We start from the raw sequence: 24,279 nt of genomic DNA on the forward strand, positions 1-24,279 counted from the left end.
GATCGCGCAGCCAACCGGAGTTTTCAAAAAAGCTGACTAATTACGCACGCAAATGCCAGCAAAAAAGAATGCGTAATTCATTGCGCGCCTTAGCCGGCGCGGCACATTAGGAGGCGCAATTAAATCCCGGCTCGCGCCGAAAGGCATTTTAAAATTATGCTGAATAATACTGGGCGCCGCGCCATTGCGCGGGCTTTGCGGCATGCGCCGCGAACGGTCTGGCGGTCGAAAGGGCAACACCGGCGCGCCTTCACGCACCGTCATGCCTAGCAGCGAAAATGCTCGATATCCTGTCCCGCGTGCTTATAGCGCAACAGCCAGGGCGGCATATCGCCCTCGCCATTCCACGTATTCCCGTATGCGTCGCGGTACTTGGGTAGTTTTTCGCTTTCGGCAATAGACGCTTCAAGCTCTTCGAACGTAATGCCGTACTCTTCCATACGGCGTCGAATCCACACGATGAGCCGTTCGCGCGCCTCTCCATCGAGGTCGAACATCGATTAATTCCTCTCGCTTCGTCAAGGGCAAGGCACCGATACAACGATCGGCAGAGAATCGTCTTCCCTGAAAAGACAAAGGCTTCGCGAACGAACTGCGAAGCCTTGCTGCACTGATGAAGTGGCCTGGGCGTGGAGCCCGCGACCGGTTCGGAGGGGATCTGCAGTCCGCTGCTCCGCTCTCAGTTGACGCCGCTACAGGTGAGCGAACGTTTGCTGCAAGCGGAACCCATGATACCTTGCGCTCGCGGCACAGATCAAGCGGTTTCAAGGCGGAGCGGGCCTTTGCGGCCCGCTCCGTTCCTTTAGCGCGAAGCCGCTGCGCCGGTCGCGCGCCGCTCTGGTGCAGGTTTCCTTTCGGCAACGTTCACGTCGCCCTGGCCGCGCGCCAGGACGGGCGCGAGCGCCGCACCGGTATGGCTCGCCCGCACCTTCGCGAGCGCTTCGGGATCGGCCGCGGCGACGATCGTGCCGCCGCCCACGCCACCTTCGGGCCCGAGATCGATGATCCAGTCGGCTTCGGCGATCACGTCGAGGTCATGCTCGATCACGACGACGCTATGCCCCGCATCCGCGAGCCGGTGCAGCACGCTGATGAGGCGCGCCACGTCGGCCATATGCAGGCCCACCGTGGGCTCGTCGAGCACGTAGAGCGTGTGCGGCGCCTTCTGGCCGCGGCGCGTGATGTCGTCGCGCACCTTCGAGAGCTCGGTCACGAGCTTGATGCGCTGCGCCTCGCCGCCCGAGAGCGTGGGAGAAGGCTGGCCGAGCGTGAGGTAGCCGAGCCCCACGTCCTTCATGAGCTGCAACGGGTGCGAAATACTCGTGATCGAGCCGAAGAACTCCACCGCCTCATCGATTTCCATCGTCAGCACTTCGCCGATGTTCCGGCCGCGCCACGTCACGGCCAGCGTTTCCGGATTGAAGCGCTGGCCGTGGCACACGTCGCACGGCACCTTCACGTCGGGCAGGAAGCTCATGCCGATGGTGCGCACGCCCTGGCCTTCGCACGCGGGACAGCGTCCGTCGCCGGTATTGAACGAGAAACGCGACGCGCTATAGCCGCGGGCGCGCGCCTCGAGCGTATCGGCGAAAAGGCGGCGGATCGCGTCCCACACGCCGATATAGGTCGCGGGGCACGAGCGCGGCGTTTTGCCGATCGGCGTCTGGTCGACTTCGAGCACTCGGTCGATGCTTTCCCACCCGCTAATCGAATCGCAGCCCTGCCACGTATGCGAAACCTCGAGCTTCGGCTTCGTGCTCGTGCGCGCGAGCACGCTCGAACGTCGTTCCGCCGCGCTCGGCGCTTTCTCCTTCACCGCCTTGCGCGCGCGGCGCTCGGCAGGCGAAGACAGCACCGAACGCCCCACGGCGTCGAGCAGATTGGAAAGCAGCACGTCGCGCGCGAGCGTGGACTTGCCGGAGCCGCTCACGCCCGTAATCGCCACGAGACGGCCGAGCGGGATCTGCGCGGTCACGTTGCGCAGGTTGTGCAGCTTGCCGCCGTGCACGGTGAGCCATTGGCCCGGCACCGCCTCGCGTCCCGCGCGCGCAGGACGCACTTCGCGGCGCGGCTGCAGCGGGTGCTGGATCGGCTGCGCGAGATAGCGGCCCGTGAGCGAATCGGGCTGCGCCGCGAGATCGGCCACGCTGCCCTGCGCGACCACGCGGCCGCCGCGCTTGCCCGCGCTCGGACCGATGTCGATGATGTGATCGGCGCGCCGGATCGTGTCCTCGTCGTGCTCGACCACGACGAGCGTGTTGCCCTTCTCGCCGAGGCTGCGCAGCGCGTCGAGCAGGATCTGGTTGTCGCGCGGATGCAGGCCGATGGTCGGTTCGTCGAGCACGTAGCACACGCCCTGCAAGTTACTGCCCAGTTGCGCGGCGAGACGAATGCGCTGCGCCTCGCCACCCGAAAGGCTCGGCGCGGCGCGATCGAGGCTCAGATAGCCGAGCCCCACTTCTTCCAGGAACTGCAGCCGGCTGCGGATTTCGCTGACCACGTCGCGCGCGATCTGCGCGTCGCGGCCATTGAGCTTCAGCGTATCGATCCAGCCGCGCGTCTCCGCCACGGTCCACTGCGCGACGTCGACGATCGGATGCGCGTCGAACGTCACGGCGCGCGCCACCGGATTCAGGCGCGTGCCGCCGCAATCGTGGCACGGCTCGTCGACCATGCCGTCGGGTTCCTGCTCTTCCGAAGGCAAGGTTTGCTCGCGGCCACGGCCGTCTTCGGCGACGATCGTGTCGTCGTAGGCGGCGCGCTGTTCGCGCGTGAGCGCGAGGCCCGTGCCCACGCAGGTCGTGCACCAGCCGTGCTTGCTGTTGTACGAAAACATGCGCGGATCGAGTTCGGGATAGCTCGTGCCGCACACCGGGCAGGCGCGCCGCGTCGAAAGCACCTTCACCTCACCGATGCTCACCGTCGAACCGCCATTGCCAAGCACATGATCGAGGCCGTCGAGCGGCGCGAGCAAGTGCACGATGCCCTTGCCCGCTTCGAGAGTCGCGCCGAGCATCGTACGCAATTGCGCCTCGTTTTCAGGCTCGATCACGAGGTCGCCCACGGGCAACTCGATCGTATGCTCGCGGAAGCGGTCGAGCTTGGGCCACGGCGCGACGGACACGAATTCGCCATCCACGCGCAGATGTGTGTTGCCGCGCGCCTTCGCCCACTTCGCGAGATCGGTGTAGACACCCTTGCGATTGACGACGAGTGGCGCGAGCAAACCGACATGCTGGCCGCGATGTTCGCGCAGCAGCTGCGCGACGATCGCATCGACGCTCTGCGACGTGACAGGCGTGCCGTCATGCACGCAGTGCTGCACGCCTAGCTTCACGTATAGCAGACGCAGGAAGTGCCACACCTCGGAGGTCGTGGCGACCGTGCTCTTGCGTCCGCCGCGCGAAAGGCGCTGCTCGATCGCGACGGTCGGCGGAATGCCATACACGGCATCGACTTCGGGACGGCCCGCAGGCTGCACGATCGAACGCGCATACGCATTGAGCGATTCGAGGTAGCGCCGCTGGCCTTCGTGAAAGAGGATGTCGAACGCGAGCGTGGACTTGCCCGAGCCCGACACGCCCGTGATGACGTTGAAGCGGCCGTGCGGAATATCGACATCGAGCGCCTTGAGGTTGTGCTCGCGCGCATTCACGATACGCATCACATCCTCGCCCTGCACCTCGCGGCGCGCCTGCGCGGCACGCAATGCGGTTTGCAGCGCCACGCCCTCTTCTTCGGCGAGCAGTTCGACGCTGCTGCCAAGTGCGGCCTCATAGCGCTCGAGCGCCGCGCCCGTATGCGAACGCGGGCATGCGATCACGTCTTCGGGCGTGCCGACGCACACCACTTCGCCGCCGGCGTCGCCGCCTTCGGGACCGAGATCGATCAGCCAGTCGGCGGCGCGGATCACGTCGAGGTTATGTTCGATTACCAGCAGCGAATGACCGCCCGCGAGCAGCTTGCCAAAGGCGCGCATCAGCTTGGCGATGTCGTCGAAATGCAGACCCGTGGTCGGTTCGTCGAACATGAAGAGACGGCCGCCCGCTTCCTTGCCGCGCGACTGCGCAGTTTCGGCGAGATAGCCCGCGAGCTTCAGGCGCTGCGCCTCGCCGCCCGAGAGCGTCGGCACCGGCTGGCCAAGCTTCACGTATTCGAGGCCCACGTCCACGATAGGCTGGAGCACGCGCAACACTTCGGCATCCTCAGCGAAGCATTGCACCGCTTCGCTCACCGTGAGGTCGAGCACGTCCGCCACCGAAAGCGTACGGCCAGCGCGCTCGATCTTCACTTCGAGCACTTCCGCGCGATAGCGGCTGCCGTCGCAATCGGGGCAACGCAGGTACACATCGCTCAGGAACTGCATTTCGATGTGCTCGAAGCCCGAGCCGCCACAGGTCGGGCAGCGGCCTTCGCCCGAGTTGAAGCTGAACATGCCCGCCGTATAGCCGCGCTGTTTCGCGAGCGTCGCCTTGGCGAACAGCTTGCGGATCTCGTCGAACGCGCCGACATAGCTGGCCGGATTCGAGCGCGCCGTCTTGCCGATCGGCGACTGGTCGACGAACACGGCGTCGCTGATCTGCTCCGCGCCGCTCAGCTTGCGGAACGTGCCCGGCGCTTCCGTCGCTTTGCCCAGATGCCGCGCAAGCGCGGGATAGAGCACGTCCTGCACCAACGTCGATTTACCCGAACCCGAAACGCCCGTCACGCAAACGAGGCGCTGCAGCGGAATCTGCACGGTCACGTCGCGCAGGTTGTGCTCGCTCGCGCCTTCGAGCAGAAGGTTCGGCGTGGACGCGTCAACCGGGCGCCGCTCCCAGTGCGAAGCGTCGGCGACGGCGCGGTGGCCGCCCAGGTACTCGCCCGTCAGGGTGCCCGAGGAGCGGATATCGTTCGGCGTGCCGTCGTAGACGATCGTGCCGCCGCGCTCGCCAGGGCCGGGGCCCATGTCGATGAGGCGGTCGGCCGCGAGCATCACGGAAGGATCGTGCTCGACCACGACGAGCGTGTTACCCGCATCGCGCAGGCGATGCATCGCTTCGACGATACGATTGAGGTCGCGCGGATGCAGCCCGATACTCGGCTCGTCGAGCACGAACAGGGTTTTCGTGAGCGACGTGCCGAGCGCCGTGGTCAGGTTGATACGCTGCACTTCGCCGCCCGAGAGCGTGCGGCTCTGGCGGTCGAGCGTGAGATAGCCGAGGCCCACGTCGCAGAGATACTTCAGGCGCGTGCGCACTTCCTCGAGCAGCAGCTTCAGCGCATCATCCAGCAATGCTGAGGAAAGCGAAAGATTGTCGAAGAAGCGGCGAATGCGCTCGATCGGCAGCAGCATCACGTCGTGCACGGTGAGGCCCGGCAACGCTTCGAGTTGCGCGCGCGTCCAGTCCACGCCGTGCGGCAGGAAACGCCCCGAAGGCGCGAGCACGTCGTCCGCATTCTGCTGCGTGCCGAGGCGCCATTGCAGAGCCTCGGTTTTCAGGCGTGCGCCGCCGCAGGTTTCGCACGGCGTGTAGCTGCGGTACTTCGACAACAGCACGCGAATGTGCATCTTGTACGCCTTCGACTCCAGATACTGGAAGAAGCGCTTCACGCCGTACCACTGCGTTTGCCAGCTGCCCTTCCAGTCCGGCGCGCCGTTGATGACCCAGTCGCGCTGCGCCTGCGTCAGTTCCGACCATGCGGTATCGCGCGGAATGCCGGCCTTCGCGGCGTAGCGCATCAGGTCGTCCTGGCATTCCTTCCACGCCGGCGTTTGCAGCGGCTTGATCGCGCCACCGCGCAGCGTCTTGCGCTCGTCGGGGATCACGAGGCCCCAATCCACGCCGATCACGCGGCCAAACCCGCGGCACGCGTCGCAGGCGCCGTAGGCCGAGTTGAACGAGAACAACGCGGGCTGCGGATCGGCGTAGCGCAGATCGCTGTCCGGGCAATGCAGCCCCGTCGAGAAGCGCCAGATCTGCGGCTCGGCCGCGGCTTCGGCGTCGCCGCTCTCGAGCACGTAAATGTTGACACGCCCGCTGCCGCGCTTGAGGGAGGCTTCGATCGCCTCGATCGCGCGGCTCTTCTCCACGTTCTGCATGCGCAAGCGGTCGGCGACCACGTCGAGCAGCTTGCGTGTGCCTTCGGCGGTCTTCACCTCGCGCTGCGCCTGGACGCGCGTATAGCCGCTCGCGGAGAGCCACTGCGCGACTTCCTCCTCGGTGGTCGTATCGGGCAACTCGACTGGAAACGTGACCACGAGACGCGGGTCGCCCGCGGCCGTACGCGCCATCAGTTCGGCGTAAATCGTCTCCGGCGTGTCGTGGCGCACAGGCTGCGCCGTGACACGGTCGAACAGATTCGCTGCGCGCGCGTACAGCAGCTTCAGGTGGTCGTTCAGTTCCGTCATCGTGCCGACCGTGGAGCGCGAACTGCGCACCGGGTTGGTCTGGTCGATGGCGATGGCGGGCGGCACGCCGTCCACGCGATCGACCTGCGGCCGGTCCATGCGGTCGAGGAACTGACGCGCGTAAGCGCTGAACGTTTCGACGTAACGGCGCTGGCCTTCTGCGTAAAGCGTGTCGAAGACGAGGCTCGACTTACCCGAGCCCGAAGGCCCGGTGACGACCGTCATTTCGCCGGTGTGCAGGTCGAGGTCGAGGTTCTTGAGATTGTGCTGGCGGGCACCACGGATTCGGATGGATCGGTTTTCGCTCACTTGCGCTGGCATTCCGGCTGGATCACACGCGTGGGGCCGGACGGCGCGCGAAATGGGGCGAATACGCGGCGCGGCCCGGCAACTTGCAGCGCGGCGCGCGCGGGAAATCGGCGCGCGGCCCTGGCTGTCAGGCTAGGATTCTACTGTATATTTATACAGCACGCTGAAGGGCCGTTCGGCTGAGTCCCGGCCGCCGGTTGCCCGTATTTGCGCGCCAGATCGTCCTATTGCGCCGCGGCGCGCCACATGCCTTCGTACGCCGCCTCGACGCCACGCGCGAAGCGTTCGCCGTCCATCAGCGGCGAATTCGCCATGCGTTCGCGCAGCGTCGCGCGCAGATTCGCGAGGCGCGGCAGGTCGTTCGCGAGACTCGCCGCCGTCTCCACGAAGGCATCGTCGGAATCGGCGGCCAATTCGGTAAGGCCGAGGTTCGCGAGTTGGCTCAAGCCCGCGCGCCCCGCCACGGTCGGCCCGATGCGCGTGACGACGGGCACCCCCATCCACAGCGCGTCGAGCGAGGTGGTATGGCCGTTGTACGGCAACGTGTCGAGCCCGAGATCGACCTCGTGATAGCTGCGCAGATAATCGGCGCGCGGCCGGAACGGCAAAAAGCGCACGCGCGCCGGGTCAATGCCGGCCCGCGCGAGCCGCTGCGCGAGGCGGCGCCTCGCTTCGCCCTCGGCGGCCATGAGCACGAGGCGCGCCGCAGGCAAGCGGGCGAATACACGGGCCCACAGATTCAGCGTCGTATCGGTGAGCTTGCACGGGTTGTTCAGGGAGCCGAACGTGACGTATCCCACGCTCGATGCCGGCGGCGCATTCACTTTGGGTTCCGAAGCAAGTGGGTCATAGCACCAGAACGTGTGCGGCAAACGCCACGACTTTTCGCTGTAGTGGCTATCGTGCGCAGGCGGATCGAGCCACGGATCGGTCAGCCGCCAGTCCATCGCGCCGATTCCGGTCGTACCGGGATAAGCAAGCCACGCGACCTGCACCGGCGCCGGTTTGCGCGCGAACAGCAGAGGCCGGCCATTGGACATGTGCATCGTAAGATCGACGAGGATATCGATGCCGTCCGCACGGATCTGGTCCGCCAGCGCCGCGTCGCTCAATGTGCGCACGTCGTGCCACTCGTCGACGTGCGCGGCGAGACGCGCGGTCGTCGCATCGGGCCTTACCACGATCGAATACGCGTGAATCTCGAAGCGCGTGCGGTCGTGTTGGGCGAAGAGCGGCGCCATGAACAATGCCTGGCAATGCTCACGAAAATCGCCCGATACGTAGCCGATGCGCAAGCGCCTTCCCGCCGCGGCTTCGACAGGCGCGTGCGTGCGTTGCACGCCGAGCGGCGCTTCGTGCTGCGCGGACCACCGTCTCGCCTCGTCGAGAATCACCTGCGGATCTACGGCCTGGAACGACAATGCGTACAGAAGGTTGCTATGCGCGATGAGGTTGCCGGGCTCGCTCGCCACGGCCCGGCGAAAGCATTCGATGCCTCCGTCCAGGTCCCCGCAGTCCTTGAGCACGTTGCCGAGATTGTTGAGCGTGGCCGAGCGGGATGGATCGAAGTCGAGGGCCTGGCGCAACAGCGCTTGCGCCTCGTCGAGGCTGCCGAGCGTGCGCATCAGGTTGGCGGCGTTGTTGAACGCGTCGACGAAATCCGGCCGGGCGCGGATGGCCGTTTCGTACGCTACGCGTGCAGCCTGATAATCACCGAGATCGCGGCAGACATTCCCAAGGTTGTTGGCCGCTTCCGCATGCGCCGGGTCGAGCGCGAGCGCGCGGCGATACTGCGCTTCGGCGTCGCGCAGACGGCCGCGCGCCTGCAGCGCGACGCCGTAGTTGTAGGCCGCATGCGCGATAGGAGGTTCGATGGCCAGCGCGCGTTCGAGCAGGGGCAACGCCTCGTCCAGACGCTCGAGGCGCGTCAGCAGCACGCCGAGGTTGATCATCGCGACGGCCGTGTCCGGCGCGGCCGCCAGCGCAGCGCGCAAGCTTTCGAGCGCCTCCTCGTCCTGCCCCGCTTCCTGCAGCAGCGTGCCGAGGTTCGTCAATGCGTTGGCATCGCCCGGTTGCAAGGCGAGTGCGCGGCGATACGCGGTCTGGGCCTCGCCGGAATCGCCCAGCAGACGCAGGCCATTGCCGAGGTTGTTCCAGGCGTCGGCCCGGTTCGCCTCGCGCTCGAGCGCGGCCCGCCACGCCGCCACCGCTTCCGCCAGCGCACCCTGCGCCTGCAGTGCCGCGCCGAGCCCGCACCAGAGATCGGCGGACGACGCGTCGTCCGCCAGCAGAGCGCGATAGATCTGCGCCGCTTCGGCATGGCGCGCGGCCATGGCATAGGCCTGCCCCAACGCTTCGCAGTAGCGCCGCTGACCGGGCTCGACGGCGAGCGCGCGCTGCAGCCAGCCGATCGCATCGGCCGGCGCGCCTTCCTGCAAGCCGATCACGCCGAGGCGAAACATCGCGCCCGCGTGCGCTGCATCGGCTTCGAGCAGTTGCGTGTACAACTGACGCGCGCGCGGCAGGTCGCCGGCGAAATGGCTCTCACTGGCGCGTTCGAAAAGGGAGTCGTTCTGCATCGGGCCCACTGAATTCGTGCAACGGAGTCGTTACCAAACCTTTCCCAATATTAACGGCAGTTTCTTTCAAAAACTTCTCACCCCGCTTTATTACTAACTATTGAGCATGTTCATCGCAGACGAAATACCTTTCCTTCAAACTTGAAAGGCAGGCGGACGTGCGGCGGCACCGCGATGCGCAACGCATCCGGCCGCGCCCGCCACTTAGCTTCGACAGGAGCCCGACGATGAGCAAGACGATGCAAGCCGCGGTAGTCCGCGCATTTGGCAAACCCCTCGTGCTGGAAGAAGTGGCCGTCCCCACCCCAGGACCCGGCGAGCTGCTCGTGAAAATCGAGGCGTGCGGCGTGTGCCATACGGACCTGCACGCCGCGCACGGCGACTGGCCCGTGAAGCCGCAGCCGCCGTTCATTCCCGGTCACGAGGGCGTGGGCTATGTCGTGGGTGTGGGCGCGGGCGTCACGCACGTGAAGGAAGGCGATCGCGTCGGCATTCCGTGGCTCTATTCGGCATGCGGCCATTGCGAACATTGCCTCGGCGGTTGGGAAACGCTTTGCGAGCAGCAGCAGAACACCGGCTATTCGGTCAATGGCGGCTTCGCGCAGTACGCCAAGGCCGACGCGAATTACGTTGGCCTGCTGCCGAAAAATATCGACTTCATCGAAATCGCACCCGTGCTCTGCGCCGGCGTGACGGTCTACAAGGGCCTGAAAGTCACCGACACGCGCCCCGGCAACTGGGTCGTGATTTCCGGCGTGGGCGGCCTCGGCCACATGGCCGTGCAATACGCGCGCGCGATGGGGCTCAACGTCGCCGCCGTCGATGTCGACGATACCAAGCTCGAACTGGCGAAACGCCTCGGCGCAACCGTGACGGTCAACGCGAAAACCACCGATCCCGCTGCGTATCTAAAGAAGGAAATTGGCGGCGCGCACGGCGTGCTCGTTACCGCGGTCTCGCCCATCGCGTTTTCGCAGGCGCTCGGCATGGTGCGCCGGGGCGGCACGGTGTCGCTGAACGGCCTGCCGCCCGGCGACTTTCCGCTGCCGATCTTCGACATGGTGCTGGGCGGCGTGACAGTGCGCGGCTCGATCGTCGGCACGCGTCTCGATCTCGAAGAGTCGCTGATGTTCGCGCAGGAAGGCAAGGTCAGAGCGACCGTCTCCACCGACAAGCTGGAGAACATCAACGACGTGTTCGCGCGCATGGAGCGCGGCGCGATCGAAGGCCGCGTCGTGCTCGATATGGCGGGCTAGGCAGCGCACGGCCGCTCGATGAAAAACGCGCCGGACACCGCTGCAAAGCGATGTCCGGCGCGTGAATGGATCGCCGCAACGATTGCGGCAAGATGCGCGGCCTCAGTCCGCGACGTCCACACCCTTCAATAGCTTCACCTCAGGCGGTTCTGTCACCCACGCACCGATCTTCGCGCGGTACGCCACGAAGTGCGCGCTTTCGCGATGCGCCTGCACTGCGACTTCGTCGACATAGGTCTCGTAAAGGTAAAAACCCGGCGCGCCATCGGCGCGGCGCAGCAGATCGTAGCGCAAGTTGCCCGGTTCCTTGCGCGTGTGCGAAACCATGTCACGCATCAGCGCCTCCACGTCGGCGACGTGCTCGGACTTCGGCGTGATGCTCGCGAATAGATAGACGGTCATCGGCATTCCCTCATCGTCAACGGTTGTACCGGTCGGCAACATTCAGCCAACCTTGTAGCGCTCGAGCCAGTGCGCGTACGGCGCGGGCAAGGTCCACGCGGCGCGTTCGACGCCCAGTTCCAGGGCCGCGAAATACGGCCAGTGCGGATTCGCAAGATGCGCGCGCCCGACCATCACGACGTCGAGTTGCTCCTTCGCCACCGAGCGCTCGGCCAGTTCCGGCGTCCCGATACCCCATGCCGACGACACCGGCAGACCGGCTGCGCGACGCACCTTTTGTGCGATCGGCGCGAGGAACGCGGGCGCCCACGGAATCTGCGCGGCGGGCGTCGAGAAACCGACGCTCACGCCCAGCATGTCGAGGCCTTCGTGCTTGAAGCCCTTGGCCAGTTCGATCGATTCGGCCAGCGTTTCCTCGTCGCGGCCATCGTACTCGATCACGCCAAAGCGCGCCGTCAGCGGCAGATGCTCCGGCCAGACCTTGCGCACGGCGGCCAGCGTTTCCAGCAGGAAACGGCTGCGGTTTTCGAGGCTGCCGCCATAGATATCGTCGCGCTGGTTCGAATGCGTCGAGAAAAAGCTCTGGCCGAGGTAGCCGTGCGCAAAGTGCAGTTCGAGCCATTCGAAGCCGGCTTCGAGCGCACGCTTCGCCGCGGCCACGAAATCCTCGCGCACGCGCGCGATGTCGTCGATCGTCATCGCCTTCGGCACCTTCGGCAGATGCGCGCCAAACGCTGTTGCCGAGGGCGCGATGGTCTGCCAGCCGCGTGCGTCGCCTTCGGCGATGTGGTCGTCGCCTTCCCACGGGCGGTTCGCGCTCGCCTTGCGGCCCGCGTGCGCAATCTGGATGCCGGGCACCGCGCCCGCCGCCTTGATCGCCGCGACGGTAGGCTTGAACGCCTCCATCTGCGCGTCGTTCCACAGGCCCGTGCAAGCCGGCGTGATGCGGCCTTCGGGCGAAACCGCCGTCGCCTCGACGATCACGAGGCCCGCGCCGCCGCGCGCGATCTGCGCGTAGTGGACGTGGTGCCAGTCGTTGATCACGCCATCGACAGCCATGTACTGGCACATCGGCGGCACGGCGATGCGGTTGCGCAGGGACACGCCCTTGAGCTTGAACGGTTCGAACAATGCGGACATCTACAGCTCCTTTCTTGGCACCGGTCGCGCGTCGCGCGGCACCTGCGCCGGTTGGCAAAAACGGGATTTCCTTGCGGCAACGCGCAGTCGGACACGCGCTGCGAGCGCGCCTCGCAGCGTTGCCGAAAGGAAATCGAGGGAAGCGAACGCGCTCGCCAAAGACGAGCGCGTTCGCGCAACATCAAGCGCGGCGCAGCGCCGCGAGCAAGGCTTCGGCAACCGGCTCCGACGAAGCCGGATTCTGGCCCGTGATGAGCAGGCCGTCGGTTGCGACGTGCGCTTGCCAGTCGGCGGCCTTCGAGTACTGGCCGCCGTTGGCCTTGAGCATGTCCTCGACGAGGAACGGCACGACGTCCGTCAATTGCACGGCGGCCTCTTCGTCATTCGAAAAACCGGTGACCGACTTGCCGGCCACGAGCGGCCGGCCGTCCGCCCCCTTTACGTGACGCAGCACGCCCGGCGCATGGCAGACAGCGGCGACAGGCTTGCCCGCGGCGATCGTCTTTTCGATCAGCGCGATCGAAACGGGATCTTCGGCCAGGTCCCAGAGCGGGCCGTGGCCGCCAGGGTAGAACACGGCGTCGAACGCGCTTGCGTCGATATCGGCGAGACGTTTCGTATTGGCAAGCGCCGCTTGCGCCTCGGTATCGGACGCGAAACGCCGCGTCGCATCGGTCTGCGCGGAGGGATCGCTGCTCTTCGGATCGAGCGGCGGCTGGCCGCCCTTGGGCGATGCGAGCGTGAGTGCAGCGCCAGCGTCGCGCAGCGCGTAGTACGGCGCGGCGAATTCCTCGAGCCAGAAGCCCGTCTTCTTGCCCGTGTTGCCGAGGTCCTCGTGCGAGGTCAAAACGATCAGTACCTTCATCGGCCTTCCTTTCTGGGTTGGGTTCGGGCGCTCGCACGCCCTTCGGAAACCGGTCTCTTCATACACTATTAGACCGGTCGTCTAGATATTGCGCACAATGCGCGACAATCGCGCGCACCTCACGCGCTGCCGCGGCTTCGCGTTCGATTAGTCGCTCGGAGGCAGGTTCAACAGGATGCGCGTGGTCGCCATGGCGGCGTCGAGCGGCTTGCGGTCGCGGTGGATCTTCTCGAGCAGAGTCGCGCCGAGCCACAGTTCGTAGAGCGTCACCGCCATGGTCGCGGCGTCGTTCACGCCCACGAGCGAGCCATCCGCGCGGCCTGCCTCGAGACATGCGGCAATGCGCGAGATCGTCGCGTCGGTGCCGAGACGCAGCGCCTCGCGCATCGCCTCGGACAGGTCGCTGACCTCCGCACCCAGTTTCACCGCGAGACATTTGCCCACCGGATCGTCGGCGCATTGGATCAGCCGCCAGTCGTCCCAGTAGCGCATCAGCTTCTCGGCTGCCGTGCCCGGCGCGCGCACGAGCAGATCGTCGAGACGCTCCGCATACTCGGCGAAATATGACGTGAGCAACGCTTCGCCGAACGCTTCCTTCGAGCCGAAATAGTGATAGAACGACCCTTTAGGCACACCGGCGGCCGCGAGGATCTCATTGAGTCCGACTGCGGAAAAGCCCTTGCCCAGCAGTATGGGCATGGCGGTATCGAGGATGTGTTGCCGCACTTCAACGGCTGCCGCTGCATTCATGAGGCGACATGTTACAGAGCGATTAGACCAGTCGTCTAGTAATCTCCCATGATGAGTAGTGGCATTGCATCGCGCCCCGCAACCAGGTAACCAGGAAGAGGCAACCCATGACGTCACGCACCCTGCTCTGTTACGGCGATTCCAATACGCACGGCACGAAGCCGCTGACCGTGCCCGGCGTCTCCGAGCGATTCGGCCCCGCCGACCGCTGGCCCGGCGTACTGCGTGAGGCGCTCGGGCCAGGCTGGACGATCATCGAGGAAGGCCTGCCCGCGCGCACCACGGTTCACGACGATCCGATCGAAGGGCGACACAAGAACGGGCACGCCTACCTGCGCCCATGCCTCGAAAGCCAGTTGCCGATCGACGTGGTCGCGCTGATGCTCGGCACCAACGACCTCAAGACACGCTTTTCCGTCACGCCCACCGACATTGCGAACTCGGTGGACGTGCTGCTCGAAACGCTCGTCGCGTGTCGCGCGGGTCCGGGCGGCTCGACGCCGCACGTGCTGCTCATGTCGCCGGCACCGATCGAAGAGATTGGCTTCCTCGGCGATATCTTCACAGGCGGCGCAGCCAGGTCGCGCCTGCTTGCGCCGCTTTACGAGCGCGTCGCCGTGAAGTACGGCTCGGCGTTTCTCGACGCCGGCGAATTCGCCACCGTCAGCCCTACTGATGGCATTCACTACGAAGCCTCGCAACACCACCGGCTCGGCAAGGCCGTCGCGGAAGTCGTGCGTCAGCGCTTCGGCGCATAAGCGCCTGGCAGGCCGCAAAAAGAAAAACGCCGCCGGACTGAAGGCCCGGCGGCGTTTCCATTTGCGCTTCACCCGAAGCGAGCGAAGCGCAAATCAAGCAACGATGAGCGCTTAACGCGACATCATGTTCATGCTGACGTTGTGCATGACCCACAGCGTACCGACGACCACAATCAGGACCGTCAACACCGTGAAGCCGAATGCCGTCACGTTCCAGCGCTGGCCCGACGACGTGTTCATATGCAGGAAGAACACGAGGTGAACCACGATCTGCACCGCAGCCAGCGCGGCGAGGCCGAGCAGCGCCGTCTCGCGCGGGAAGCCGCCATGCAGCACGAGCCAGAACGAAGCGGCCGTGAGCACCACCGCCAGGACGAAACCTGCCAGGTAGCTGCCTACGCTGCCATGGCTTTCTTCTTCATGGATGGAATGAGCACTCATTTAGATCACGCTCGCAAGATAAACAAAGGAGAACACGCAGATCCAGACGATGTCCAGAAAGTGCCAGAAGAGGCTCAGGCACGTGAGGCGGCGCAGTTCGCGCTCGCCCAGCGTCGGGGCCTTCGCGACCTGAACCATCAGGACGATCATCCAGATCATGCCCATCGTCACGTGGATACCGTGCGTGGCGACCAGCGTGAAGAACGACGAGAGGAACGCGCTGCGGCTCGGGCCCGCGCCTTCTTCGATCAGGTGCGCGAATTCATGCAGTTCGAAGTACAGGAAGGTCGCGCCCAGCGCGAACGTGATGGCCAGCCACAACAGAACCTGGCCGGTGCGCTTCTTGTACGCCGCAATCATCGCGAAACCGTACGTGATGGACGACAGCAGCAGCACTGCCGTTTCCATGGCCACGCCCGGAATGTCGAACAGGTCCTTGCCCGTCGGGCCGCCTGCGAACTGGTTCTGCATCACGGCGAACACTGCGAACAGCGAGCCGAACAGAATACAGTCCGTCATCAGGTACAGCCAGAAGCCGAACACCGAGTGTGACGGCGGGTGATCGTGGTGATCGTGCTCCGCGAGTGCGGCCGCACTAGTTTTCGTCAACATCAGTTGGCCTCCAGTGCTGCTTCAACCTTGCCACGGCGTTGCTTGTCTTCGAACGCCTTGACCAGTGCGCGGCTGCGCATTTCTTCGTCTGCCCGGACCTTGGCGGCCGGGATGTAATAGCCTTCGTTCTTCTGGAAGCTGTACGCGATGGCCGTGCCGACAATGCCGACGAAGCCAACGATCATGAGCCACCAGATGTGCCAGATGCCAGCAAAGCCGAGCACCAGGCTGAAGAAACCGATGAACACACCCGCGCTCGTGTTCGAGGGCATGTGGATGTCGGTGTACTTCGTGTTCGCGACATCCACGGTTTCGCGGCCGGTTTCCTTCAGGTGCGCAAACTCGTCGAGTTCGCTCACGTGCGGAATGATCGCGAAGTTATACGACGGCGGCGGCGACGACATCGCCCACTCCAGCGTACGGCCACCCCACGGATCGCCCGTCAGGTCGCGGTTTTCCGGCAGGTTGCGGTCGCGGATCGACACGTACAGCTGCAGCAGCTGGTGCGCGATGCCGATTGCCACGAGCACGGCGCCAACCCACGCGATGATCATCCACGGCTGCCATGCCGGATTGTCGTAGTGATTCAGACGGCGGGTTGCGCCCATGAAGCCCAGCACGTACAGCGGCGTAAAGGCAACGTAGAAGCCCGAGAGCCAGAACCAGAACGCGCGCTTGCCGAGCTTTTCGTTGAGCTTGAAGCCGAACGCCTTCGGGAACCAGTAGTTGAAGCCGGCGAGGTAGCCGAACAGCACGCCGCCGATGATCACGTTGTGGAAGTGAGCAATCAGGAACAGCGAGTTGTGCAGCACGAAGTCCGCGCCCGGGATCGCCATCATCACGCCGGTCATGCCGCCGATGGTGAAGGTGACCATGAAGCCGATCGTCCAGAGCACCGGCGAGGTGAACTCGAGGCGGCCGCGGTAGATCGTAAACAGCCAGTTGAAGATCTTCACGCCCGTCGGGATCGCGATGATCATCGTCATGATGCCGAAGAACGCATTGACGTTCGCGCCCGAACCCATCGTGAAGAAGTGGTGCAGCCACACGAGGAACGAGAGCACCATGATCGAGCAGGTCGCGTAGACCATGGTCTTGTAGCCGAACAGCGGCTTCTTCGCGTAGGTCGCAACGACTTCCGAGAAAATACCGAACGCCGGCAGGATCAGGATGTACACCTCGGGGTGACCCCAGGCCCAGATCAGGTTCAGGTACAGCATGGCGTTGCCGCCGCCGTCATTCGTGAAGAAGTGCGTGCCGATGTAGCGGTCGAGGCCGAGCAGCGCGAGCGTCACGGTCAGGATCGGGAACGCGGCCATGATCAGCACGTTCGTGCACAGCGCCGTCCACGTGAACACCGGCATCTTCATCATCGTCATGCCGGGGGCACGCATCTTGATGATGGTGACGAAGAAGTTCACGCCGGTCAGCAGCGTGCCGACACCCGAGATCTGCAGCGCCCACAGGTAGTAATCGACCCCTACCCCAGGACTGTACGCAAGCTCCGAAAGCGGCGGATACGCGAGCCAGCCGGTCTGCGCGAACTCACCCACGACGAGCGAGATCATCAGCAGGATGGCGCCGACTGCGGTCATCCAGAACGACAGCGAGTTCAGGAACGGGAACGCGACGTCGCGTGCGCCGATCTGCAGCGGCACGATGATGTTCATCAGGCCGACCATGAAGGCCATCGCCATGAAGAAGATCATGATCACGCCGTGCGCCGTGAAGATCTGGTCGTAGTGGTGCGGCGGCAGGTAGCCCGGCGCGTTGTACGCGAGCGCGAGCTGGGTACGCATCATGATTGCGTCGGCGAAGCCGCGCAGCAGCATGATGAGGGCGAGGACGATGTACATCACGCCCAGACGCTTGTGGTCGACGCTCGTCAGCCACTCCGTCCACAGATATTTCCACTTACCGAAGTAAGTGACGGTGCCGAGCACCAATGCGCCGATGAGCGCCATGCCGATCATCGTGCCGACGATAATCGGCTCGTGATACGGAATGGCATCCAGTGTAAGTTTTCCGAACATGCTTGGCTTACCCCTTGGTCACGCACGACGGGTCACTGAAATTCGTGACGTGGCCGTTGTTGTACTTCGCGATGATGTTGTTGAAGAGCTTCGGGTCGACCGTCGAGAAGTACTCAACCGGAGCCTTCTCGCTCGGCTGTGCGACCGTTGCGTATTGATCCATGGAAAGCTGCGTCTGCGACGCCTTCACCTTCTGGACCCACGCGTCGAAGTCTTGCTGGCTCGTCGCGAGCGTGCGGAACTTCATGTCCGAGAAGCCCTTGCCGCTGAAATTCGCCGAGAGGCCGGCGTAGTCGCCAGCGTGGTCGGCGATCAGGTGCAGACGCGTCTGCATGCCAGCCATCGCATAAACCTGGGTGCCAAGCTGCGGGATGAAGAACGAGTTCATCACCGAATCCGACGTGATGCTGAAGTTCACCGGCGTGCCGACGGGCACGGCCAGCTGGTTCACCGTCGCGATACCGAGATCCGGGTAGATGAACAACCACTTCCAGTCGAGCGCCACAACTTCGACGTTGATCGGCTTGACGTTCGATTCGAGCGGCTTGTAGGGGTCGAGCTCGTGCGTGGTGTTCCACGTGAGCACGCCGAGGAAAAGAATGATCAGCGTCGGGATGGTCCAGACGACGATTTCGATCGCCGTCGAGTGCGACCACTTCGGCGCGTAGGTGGCGCTACGGTTCGACGCGCGGTAGCGGTACGCGAACCAGAGCGTCAGGATGATCACGGGGATCACCACGATCAGCATGGCCCATGTGGAGGTAGCGATCAGCTGCTTTTCCGCCACGCCCACACTTCCCTTGGGGTCAAGGAGCTCCATGTTGCATCCGGAAAGACACAAGGCCAATCCGGCGCTTACGGGAAGCAGTAACCTTTGAAAGGTCGTTCTTTTCATCACGTTTGCCTGAATTTCATTCATTGAATTGTTCCGGACGCGTCCCCTGACATCCGACAAAGGAAGCGCGCCCGCATCATACAGCCGCTTTGATATTTCGCAATCAATGAATGTGGAAAATGACCTTTGTCAAAAGAAGATTGAGACACTTTGTCGCATGTGTTCGCGAGGTTTGTCGCGCCTCGGAAACACACGCACGTCGCGCCCTGCTCTGCCCTTGACAGCGGGCCGCCGCGGCTATGTTTCGAATCTCAAGATTCGAAAACTCCTGGACGCAGCAACGCGCCGCACCGCCTGGAGGCGATGCGGCGCGTTGGTTGCGCCGTCAATCTTCAGTGATCACGTCGGCGAGTGCGCAGCACGAACGTCCGTGCCCGCACGCACTGCGTCAGCAGGCGCTGCATCGTCGACGGGTTGCTTGCTGCGACCGGCCTGGGTGACGAGGTTCGCCGCCGAGAGCTCGATCGCGTCGGTCATCGGCTTCGGGTAGAGGCCGATTGCGAGCACGAACGCTGCAAGCGAAGCGAAGATCAGCGTTTCGCGGCGGCCGATGTCGGCCAGCTTCGCAACGCCCTTGTTCGCTACAGCGCCAAAGATCACGCGCTTGTACATCCACAGGGTGTACGCAGCGCTCAGGATGACGGTCGTCGCGGCGATCGCGCCGACCCAGAAGTTCACGCGGATCGCGCCCATGATGACCATGAACTCGCCCACGAAGCCCGACGTGCCCGGCAGGCCGAGGTTGGCCATGCAGAACAGCATCATGAAGGTGGCGTAACGCGGCATCACGTTGACGACGCCGCCGTAAGCCGAGATCGTGCGCGTCTTCGTGCGGTCGAACAGCACGCCGATCGAGAGCAGCATGGCGCCCGAGACGAAACCGTACGAGATCATCTGCACGATCGCGCCTTCGGTGCCGATCTGGTTGAAGAGGAACAGGCCGAGTGTGACGAGCCCCATGTGGGCGACCGTCGAGTACGCGAGCAGCTTGGTCATGTCGGTCTGCGCGAGCGCGAGCAGGCTCGAGTAGACCACGGCCACGAGCGAGAGCGTGATGATCGCCGGCGCGAAGAAGTGCGCGGCGTCAGGTGTGATCGGCAGCGTGAAGCGCAGGAAGCCGTAGCCGCCAAGCTTGAGCATGGCCAGCATCACGGTCGCGCCGGTCGGCGCTTCGAGGTGGACGTCGGGCAGCCAGGTGTGGAACGGCCACATCGGGACCTTCACCGCGAAGGCCGCGAAGAAGCCGATGAACACCAGGATCTGCGGGATGAAGCCGAGCGTGAGGTTGTGCCACGCCGACATGTCGAAGGTGTGCGACTGGCTGTAGAGGTACAGCATCGACACCAGCATCAGCAGCGAGCCGGCGAGCGAGAAGAAGAAGAACTTGACCGCGGCGTAGGTGCGGCGGGCATTGCCCCACGAGCCGATCAGCAGGTACAGCGGGATCAGCGTGGCTTCGAAGAACACGAAGAACAGCATCCCGTCGGTCGCGGCGAAGGTGCCGACCATCAGGCCCGAGAGAATCAGAAACGCGCCGAAGTACTGGGCCACGCGCACCGTGATCGATTCCCACGAGGCGATCACGATCACGAGCGTCGTGAACGCGGTGAGCACCACGAGCCACATCGAAATGCCATCGATCCCGAGTCGCCACGCCACACCGAACTCAGGCAGCCATTCGCGGAATTCGACGAACTGCATGCCGGCCGCGTGGTTATCGAAGCCGGAGATGAGCGGGAGGGTCAGCAGCAGACCAACGACGGCGCCAACGAGCGACAGCCAGCGGGCACGCTGCGGATGACGATCCGACCCGAGGCGCAGCACGGCCACGCCGAAGAGGATGGGAATCCAGATCGCCAGACTCAGGAATGGAACGGATTGCATTTCAACGGGACCTCAAAAATGCGGAGCAAATAGCTTCCACGGCGCACGATCAGGTGCGCAAGCAACTTGAAAGATTGACGCGGGGTGAAAATCGAACCAGGCTGGCTGTAATGTATTTGTCAGCGACGAGGCGAAATGCAACACACGTTCAAGGGTTAACGAGGGTAAACGGAATACGGAAGTTTTGCAGCGCAACAACACGGGCCGGATCGATGGTTGACACAAGTCATTGTTTTTATTCAGAAACGTACTAAGAGAAAAAACAACAAACAGGCTGTTTCAGCCCATTTTTGATCGCGAAAGCAACGCTTTCGACCTCCTGGGCGCCATGACGCGCGGCAGGCTGTCACGCTGCGCGGCCCGAATAATACCTTACTTGTTTCTTTCGGTTCAATGACTTATGCAGCGGAGTATGGCCCCCGACAGCCACCAAAACGTGTGCCAGGGCCGCCCCGCGCGCCCTTGCGCGGTGCAAAAAAAAGCCCCGGCCTTCATGGGGGCGGGGCCAACTCTCACGTTGCGCCAGAACACTGGAACACGCATGACGGGCACTTTAGCGACTTGTGTCCCCGTAATTAAGGGCGTTGGCTGGAACAGTCCCTTCCCGGTTGCGCCAGGTCATCTCCCTCCGCCAGCCTCTTTTACAAATGAGAATCATTTGCATTTGCGCAAAATTTGTCCCAGAATAGCGCCCATGCCGGACGACCCGGCGCCACCCGAATGATTTGTGCGGGACCGGAGGCTCCATGAACTACACCGCCCCTTTCGCGAGAAATGACACGCTGATCGACGACATCTTCGTCCATCACCCCGACACCGCCGAGCAGACCGTCCTGCGCGCGGTGCGCACCTGGCTGCGCCCGCACTGCGACGCCTACGCCAAAGCCGAAAGCTGGCGCGGCGTGCTCACCGACGCGGGGCTCGGCGCGGAAGGCTGCGGCTATTTCGATCTGCTGATGGGCACCCTGTGCCGCGCCTCGTGCCGCCCGCTCGACACGCGCTGCCGCTGCGCCTCCGAGCTCGCGAAGGACGAAGGCTCGCTGCTGCAGGTGATCGCGCTCCTGCAGTCCACTCGCAGCGAGGCCGCCGTGCAGCTCCTCAACGACTGGCTGCCGATGCCGAGCGTGAGCGGCATGCTCAAGACCGCGCGCTGGTTCGCCATCGCGCTGCTCGACGCGGGATTGCGATTGAGCGACCGCTCGCGCCGCGTTACCTACATGCACTGACACAGGCACTGACTGGCCCGCACGGCATGAGCTCATAACCAAAAACGATTTGGGCGCGCGCCGCGCGGACCAGCGCCGCGGCCAGGCCGGCGCGCGTAGCGTCGTGGAAGAACGACGGCGCAGCTGCGCGGCGTCTACACGCGGCGCACGGTGCTCGCCACGGTCATCGGCGTGGCTTCTTCGTTCGCGTACAACGCGGTCGCGTTCGGCCTGCCCGTGATCATCTCGAGCTTCCTCGCGCAGTCCATGCTCACGACGATCCTCGCCTCGCTCGTGCTCAATCTCGGCTTCGCCTTCGTGGGCGGGCTGATCGCCGTGCGTATCGTGCCGCGCTTCGGTGCGTGGAAGCTCACCGTGTGGGGCTATGCGATCCAGTTCGTGGCGCTCGTCGGCCTCGCGATCGTCGGCAAGCCGGCGACGGCACCCGAAGTCGTCAGCGCGGTCGCCCTGCTTGCCGCGTTCCTCTTCGGCCAGGGCGTCGGCCCCGGTTCGCACAGCATGACGTTCGCCTCGCTCGGCTACCCGACCTCGCTGCGCGGCGTGGGTGTCGGCTTCAACCAGACGCTCATGCGCACCAGCTCGACAGTCTCGCTGTTCCTGTTCCCGGTGCTCGCCGCCGCGCTCAGCACGCGCGTGTTCTGGATCATCGCGGTCGCGCCGCTCGCGGGGCTCGCGGCGTTGCTCTCGATTCGCTGGGAGCCTTCGGGCTATGACGTCGATGCGGAAGACTTCGACGCCGCAACGCCCGCGCAAGCGCTCGCCGCGCGGGACGCAGAAACGGTGCAGTAAATGTCGATGAAGGGCGGTGCGTTTGCAGCAGCATCGCCCTTTTCTTCGAATGAAATTGCCTGGCAATCCAAAGTCATGCCGGGAATCAATCCCGCTTGCTTGAACGCTCACGCAGATAACGCCGCACAGCACGTGCCATCTTCGGATACTGCTCTCCGGGTACGGCGAACAACACGAGCGCGCACAGCGCGAGCGCGCCGCAGAAAAGGAACGTGCCGCGATAACCGAACGCCTGCACGAGCAGGCCGGAAAGCACGCCCGACAGTATCGAGCCGAGCCGAGCCGCGTTGAAGAACAGCGCCGTTGCCCGCCCCGGCGACGACGGCATCAGATCCTGCACGAAGGTCATGCCCAGACACGACGTAACGGCCACCACGAAGGCGTTGAGAATCTGCATCGGGATCAACGCGTGCACGCCCGGCGCCAGCGACATCGCGACGAAGTAGACGGCATGCACCGCGGCGCAGGCGGCCAGCCACCACGGCTTGTTCAGCACCGAGGCGCGTGCGCCAAGCGCGAGCATCATCGGTATCTCCATGAGCGCGCCGAGGCCGAGCATGATCGACACGTCGATGCGCGTGCCCTGCAGGCCATGCACGATGTAGAGCGGCAGCACGATCATCGTCGCGTTGCCGGCCAGTCCAATGAGTGTGAGCGCAACGATCGCGCGCATGATGTCTTTTTGCGAACCCTCCGCGGCGGGCACCGGCGCGCGCGCTGCCCTGGCCTTCGCTTTTGCCGTTGCCGCCGGCGGAAGCGTTGCGGGGTCGCGAGGCGCACCCGGCTGCACTTCGGCCTGCGTGAGCGGCTGGCCCTCGTACTGCGCCGCGCTTTCCGCACCGATCTCCTGCGCGACTTCGCCGGCGGTGGGGCGCGCCATCAGATGCTGCGTGGTGTGTTCGTCGTGGCGCGGCTCGCGCATGCGCCAGACGATCGTGCCGCAAGCCGCGAAGCTCGCCGCCGCAAACAGGAACAGCCCGTAGAAGTTCGTGGCGGCCAGCACGAGCGCGCCAACCGCGGGCCCGAACACCCACGCGGCGGAGAGAATCGTGCGCAGCGTCGCGCTCGCAAAGGTCCGCTCGGCGTCGTCGCTCGCGGGCAGCGCCGCGCGGCTGAACGAGAACACGAGCGAGAGCGCGCAACCGCCCGCGCCGATGAACGCAACGCCCACGAGCAGCAGAAGCCGGTAATCGCGCACGACGCACAGGCAGAGATAGCCGAGCGTGGCCGCGCACAGCGAGACGAGCAGCAGGGTTCGGTGCTTGCCGGTGGCGTCGCTCCAGCGACCCGCTGCGGTGCTCGCGATCACGCCGCTGGTGGCGATGGCGGTCATGAACACGCCGAGCCGGAACGGCGTCATGCCGGTGCGCTCGACGCCGAAAAGCGAGAGGTAAGGCGCGGTGAAGGACATCGCCACGCCGAGCATCAGGGTGGCGCCGGCGAGTGGCAGGAAACCAGGAATACGCAGAAGACCGGCAAAGCGCGAGTTGTTGAGCACGGCGCGGCGGGTAGTGGCGAGAAGAGAGTTGCCCGTGCACGCGCGTTCACGCGACGGCCATATCGACGGCGATTATCGGGCCGAACTCCCACACTGTGCAAGGTTGAACCGGCCGCGATCAACATCTGGGTGCGCTATCCACAACTTTGGTGGACAGCCTTGTGCGTAACCCTGGGACGACTGCACCAAGTGTTTGATGCGATTCGGATTGTGGGCGGCGTTGCCGATTGTGGCAGCGACGGCGTCTCGCGGGAAAGGTGCGGGGGGTTTTCCACAGATTTTGTTGAGAGCCCTGTTAGCAACTTCTGGACATCCGCATCAAGTCCTTGAATGGAAACGGGAAGCTCGCAAACGACATAGAAAATGCATGTTTTTTGCGCAGCAAAGTTGTCCACAGTTTTTGGTGACAAACCTGTTGATAACCGCCTGGCGAGCGCGCCAACTCATTGAT

The 24,279-nt window shown here is 64.4% G+C and carries 16 protein-coding genes and 1 pseudogene; 4 read left to right on the top strand and 13 right to left on the bottom strand.

Annotated features, from left to right (window positions below):
* Positions 1-266 precede the first annotated feature (266 nt).
* The 3 genes from M3I56_RS17295 to M3I56_RS17305 all read right to left on the bottom strand — a co-directional run bounded on the left by M3I56_RS17295 (position 267) and on the right by M3I56_RS17305 (position 9,279).
* A complete protein-coding gene (locus M3I56_RS17295) occupies positions 267-497 on the bottom strand; it encodes an H-NS family nucleoid-associated regulatory protein (RefSeq protein ID WP_028205031.1) in 231 nt (76 codons plus the stop codon).
* Positions 498-802: 305 nt separating this feature from the next.
* Positions 803-6,700 carry an excinuclease ABC subunit UvrA gene (gene uvrA / locus M3I56_RS17300; protein ID WP_254355028.1) on the bottom strand — a complete coding sequence of 1,966 codons (5,898 nt, stop codon included), beginning with the start codon at positions 6,698-6,700 and terminating at the stop codon, positions 803-805.
* 224 nt (positions 6,701-6,924) lie between these two features.
* A complete protein-coding gene (locus M3I56_RS17305; RefSeq protein WP_254355029.1) occupies positions 6,925-9,279 on the bottom strand; it encodes a tetratricopeptide repeat protein in 2,355 nt (784 codons plus the stop codon).
* Between the two features lie 227 nt (positions 9,280-9,506).
* Between M3I56_RS17305 and adhP the strand changes: the two genes are divergently transcribed.
* The gene (gene adhP, locus M3I56_RS17310) at positions 9,507-10,535 is read left to right on the top strand and encodes an alcohol dehydrogenase AdhP (RefSeq protein ID WP_254355030.1); all 1,029 of its coding nucleotides are present in this window, start codon (positions 9,507-9,509) and stop codon (positions 10,533-10,535) included.
* Between the two features lie 102 nt (positions 10,536-10,637).
* Here the strand turns inward: adhP and M3I56_RS17315 are convergent, their stop codons facing one another.
* The 4 genes from M3I56_RS17315 to M3I56_RS17330 all read right to left on the bottom strand — a co-directional run bounded on the left by M3I56_RS17315 (position 10,638) and on the right by M3I56_RS17330 (position 13,692).
* Positions 10,638-10,937: a putative quinol monooxygenase gene (locus tag M3I56_RS17315; RefSeq protein ID WP_254355031.1), complete on the bottom strand. Its 300-nt coding sequence runs from the start codon at positions 10,935-10,937 to the stop codon at positions 10,638-10,640.
* Between the two features lie 42 nt (positions 10,938-10,979).
* Positions 10,980-12,077, bottom strand: coding sequence for an NADH:flavin oxidoreductase/NADH oxidase (locus M3I56_RS17320; RefSeq protein ID WP_254355032.1), 1,098 nt, complete (start codon positions 12,075-12,077; stop codon positions 10,980-10,982).
* A 181-nt stretch (positions 12,078-12,258) separates the two neighbouring features.
* Entirely contained in the window at positions 12,259-12,942 is a 684-nt protein-coding gene (locus M3I56_RS17325) for a type 1 glutamine amidotransferase domain-containing protein (RefSeq protein WP_254355033.1), read from the bottom strand.
* A 147-nt stretch (positions 12,943-13,089) separates the two neighbouring features.
* On the bottom strand, positions 13,090-13,692 hold the full coding sequence (locus tag M3I56_RS17330) for a TetR/AcrR family transcriptional regulator (protein WP_254355034.1): 603 nt from the start codon (positions 13,690-13,692) through the stop codon (positions 13,090-13,092).
* A gap of 107 nt (positions 13,693-13,799) precedes the next feature.
* On the opposite strand from M3I56_RS17330, the gene M3I56_RS17335 reads away from it, so the two are divergent.
* Positions 13,800-14,450, top strand: coding sequence for an SGNH/GDSL hydrolase family protein (locus tag M3I56_RS17335; RefSeq protein ID WP_254355035.1), 651 nt, complete (start codon positions 13,800-13,802; stop codon positions 14,448-14,450).
* 111 nt (positions 14,451-14,561) lie between these two features.
* Here M3I56_RS17335 and cyoD read toward each other — a convergent pair whose 3' ends face one another.
* The 5 genes from cyoD to M3I56_RS17360 form a co-directional block, all read right to left on the bottom strand.
* Complete coding sequence (cyoD, locus tag M3I56_RS17340) at positions 14,562-14,891, bottom strand: cytochrome o ubiquinol oxidase subunit IV (RefSeq protein WP_233885195.1); 330 nt, start codon at positions 14,889-14,891, stop codon at positions 14,562-14,564.
* Positions 14,892-15,503, bottom strand: coding sequence for a cytochrome o ubiquinol oxidase subunit III (gene cyoC / locus M3I56_RS17345; RefSeq protein WP_254355036.1), 612 nt, complete (start codon positions 15,501-15,503; stop codon positions 14,892-14,894). It lies immediately after the preceding gene.
* Entirely contained in the window at positions 15,503-17,536 is a 2,034-nt protein-coding gene (gene cyoB, locus M3I56_RS17350) for a cytochrome o ubiquinol oxidase subunit I (protein ID WP_254355037.1), read from the bottom strand. The genes cyoC and cyoB overlap by 1 nt, the downstream gene beginning before the upstream one ends.
* A 7-nt stretch (positions 17,537-17,543) precedes the next feature.
* Positions 17,544-18,431 carry a ubiquinol oxidase subunit II gene (cyoA, locus tag M3I56_RS17355; RefSeq protein WP_028204958.1) on the bottom strand — a complete coding sequence of 296 codons (888 nt, stop codon included), beginning with the start codon at positions 18,429-18,431 and terminating at the stop codon, positions 17,544-17,546.
* A gap of 339 nt (positions 18,432-18,770) precedes the next feature.
* The gene (locus tag M3I56_RS17360; RefSeq protein ID WP_254355038.1) at positions 18,771-20,315 is read right to left on the bottom strand and encodes an NADH-quinone oxidoreductase subunit M; all 1,545 of its coding nucleotides are present in this window, start codon (positions 20,313-20,315) and stop codon (positions 18,771-18,773) included.
* Between the two features lie 746 nt (positions 20,316-21,061).
* On the opposite strand from M3I56_RS17360, the gene M3I56_RS17365 reads away from it, so the two are divergent.
* Positions 21,062-21,541 (top strand): hypothetical protein, encoded by a 480-nt coding sequence (locus M3I56_RS17365; RefSeq protein ID WP_254355039.1) that lies wholly within the window; start codon positions 21,062-21,064, stop codon positions 21,539-21,541.
* An 80-nt stretch (positions 21,542-21,621) separates the two neighbouring features.
* Positions 21,622-22,330, top strand: a pseudogene (locus M3I56_RS17370) (MFS transporter); the annotation flags it as partial.
* Between the two features lie 85 nt (positions 22,331-22,415).
* Here the strand turns inward: M3I56_RS17370 and M3I56_RS17375 are convergent.
* Entirely contained in the window at positions 22,416-23,828 is a 1,413-nt protein-coding gene (locus tag M3I56_RS17375; protein ID WP_254355040.1) for a sugar efflux transporter, read from the bottom strand.
* Positions 23,829-24,279: the final 451 nt, after the last annotated feature.

The sequence above is a fragment of the Paraburkholderia sp. CNPSo 3281 genome, assembly GCF_024206515.1.
Classification (GTDB): Bacteria; Pseudomonadota; Gammaproteobacteria; order Burkholderiales; family Burkholderiaceae; genus Paraburkholderia; species Paraburkholderia nodosa.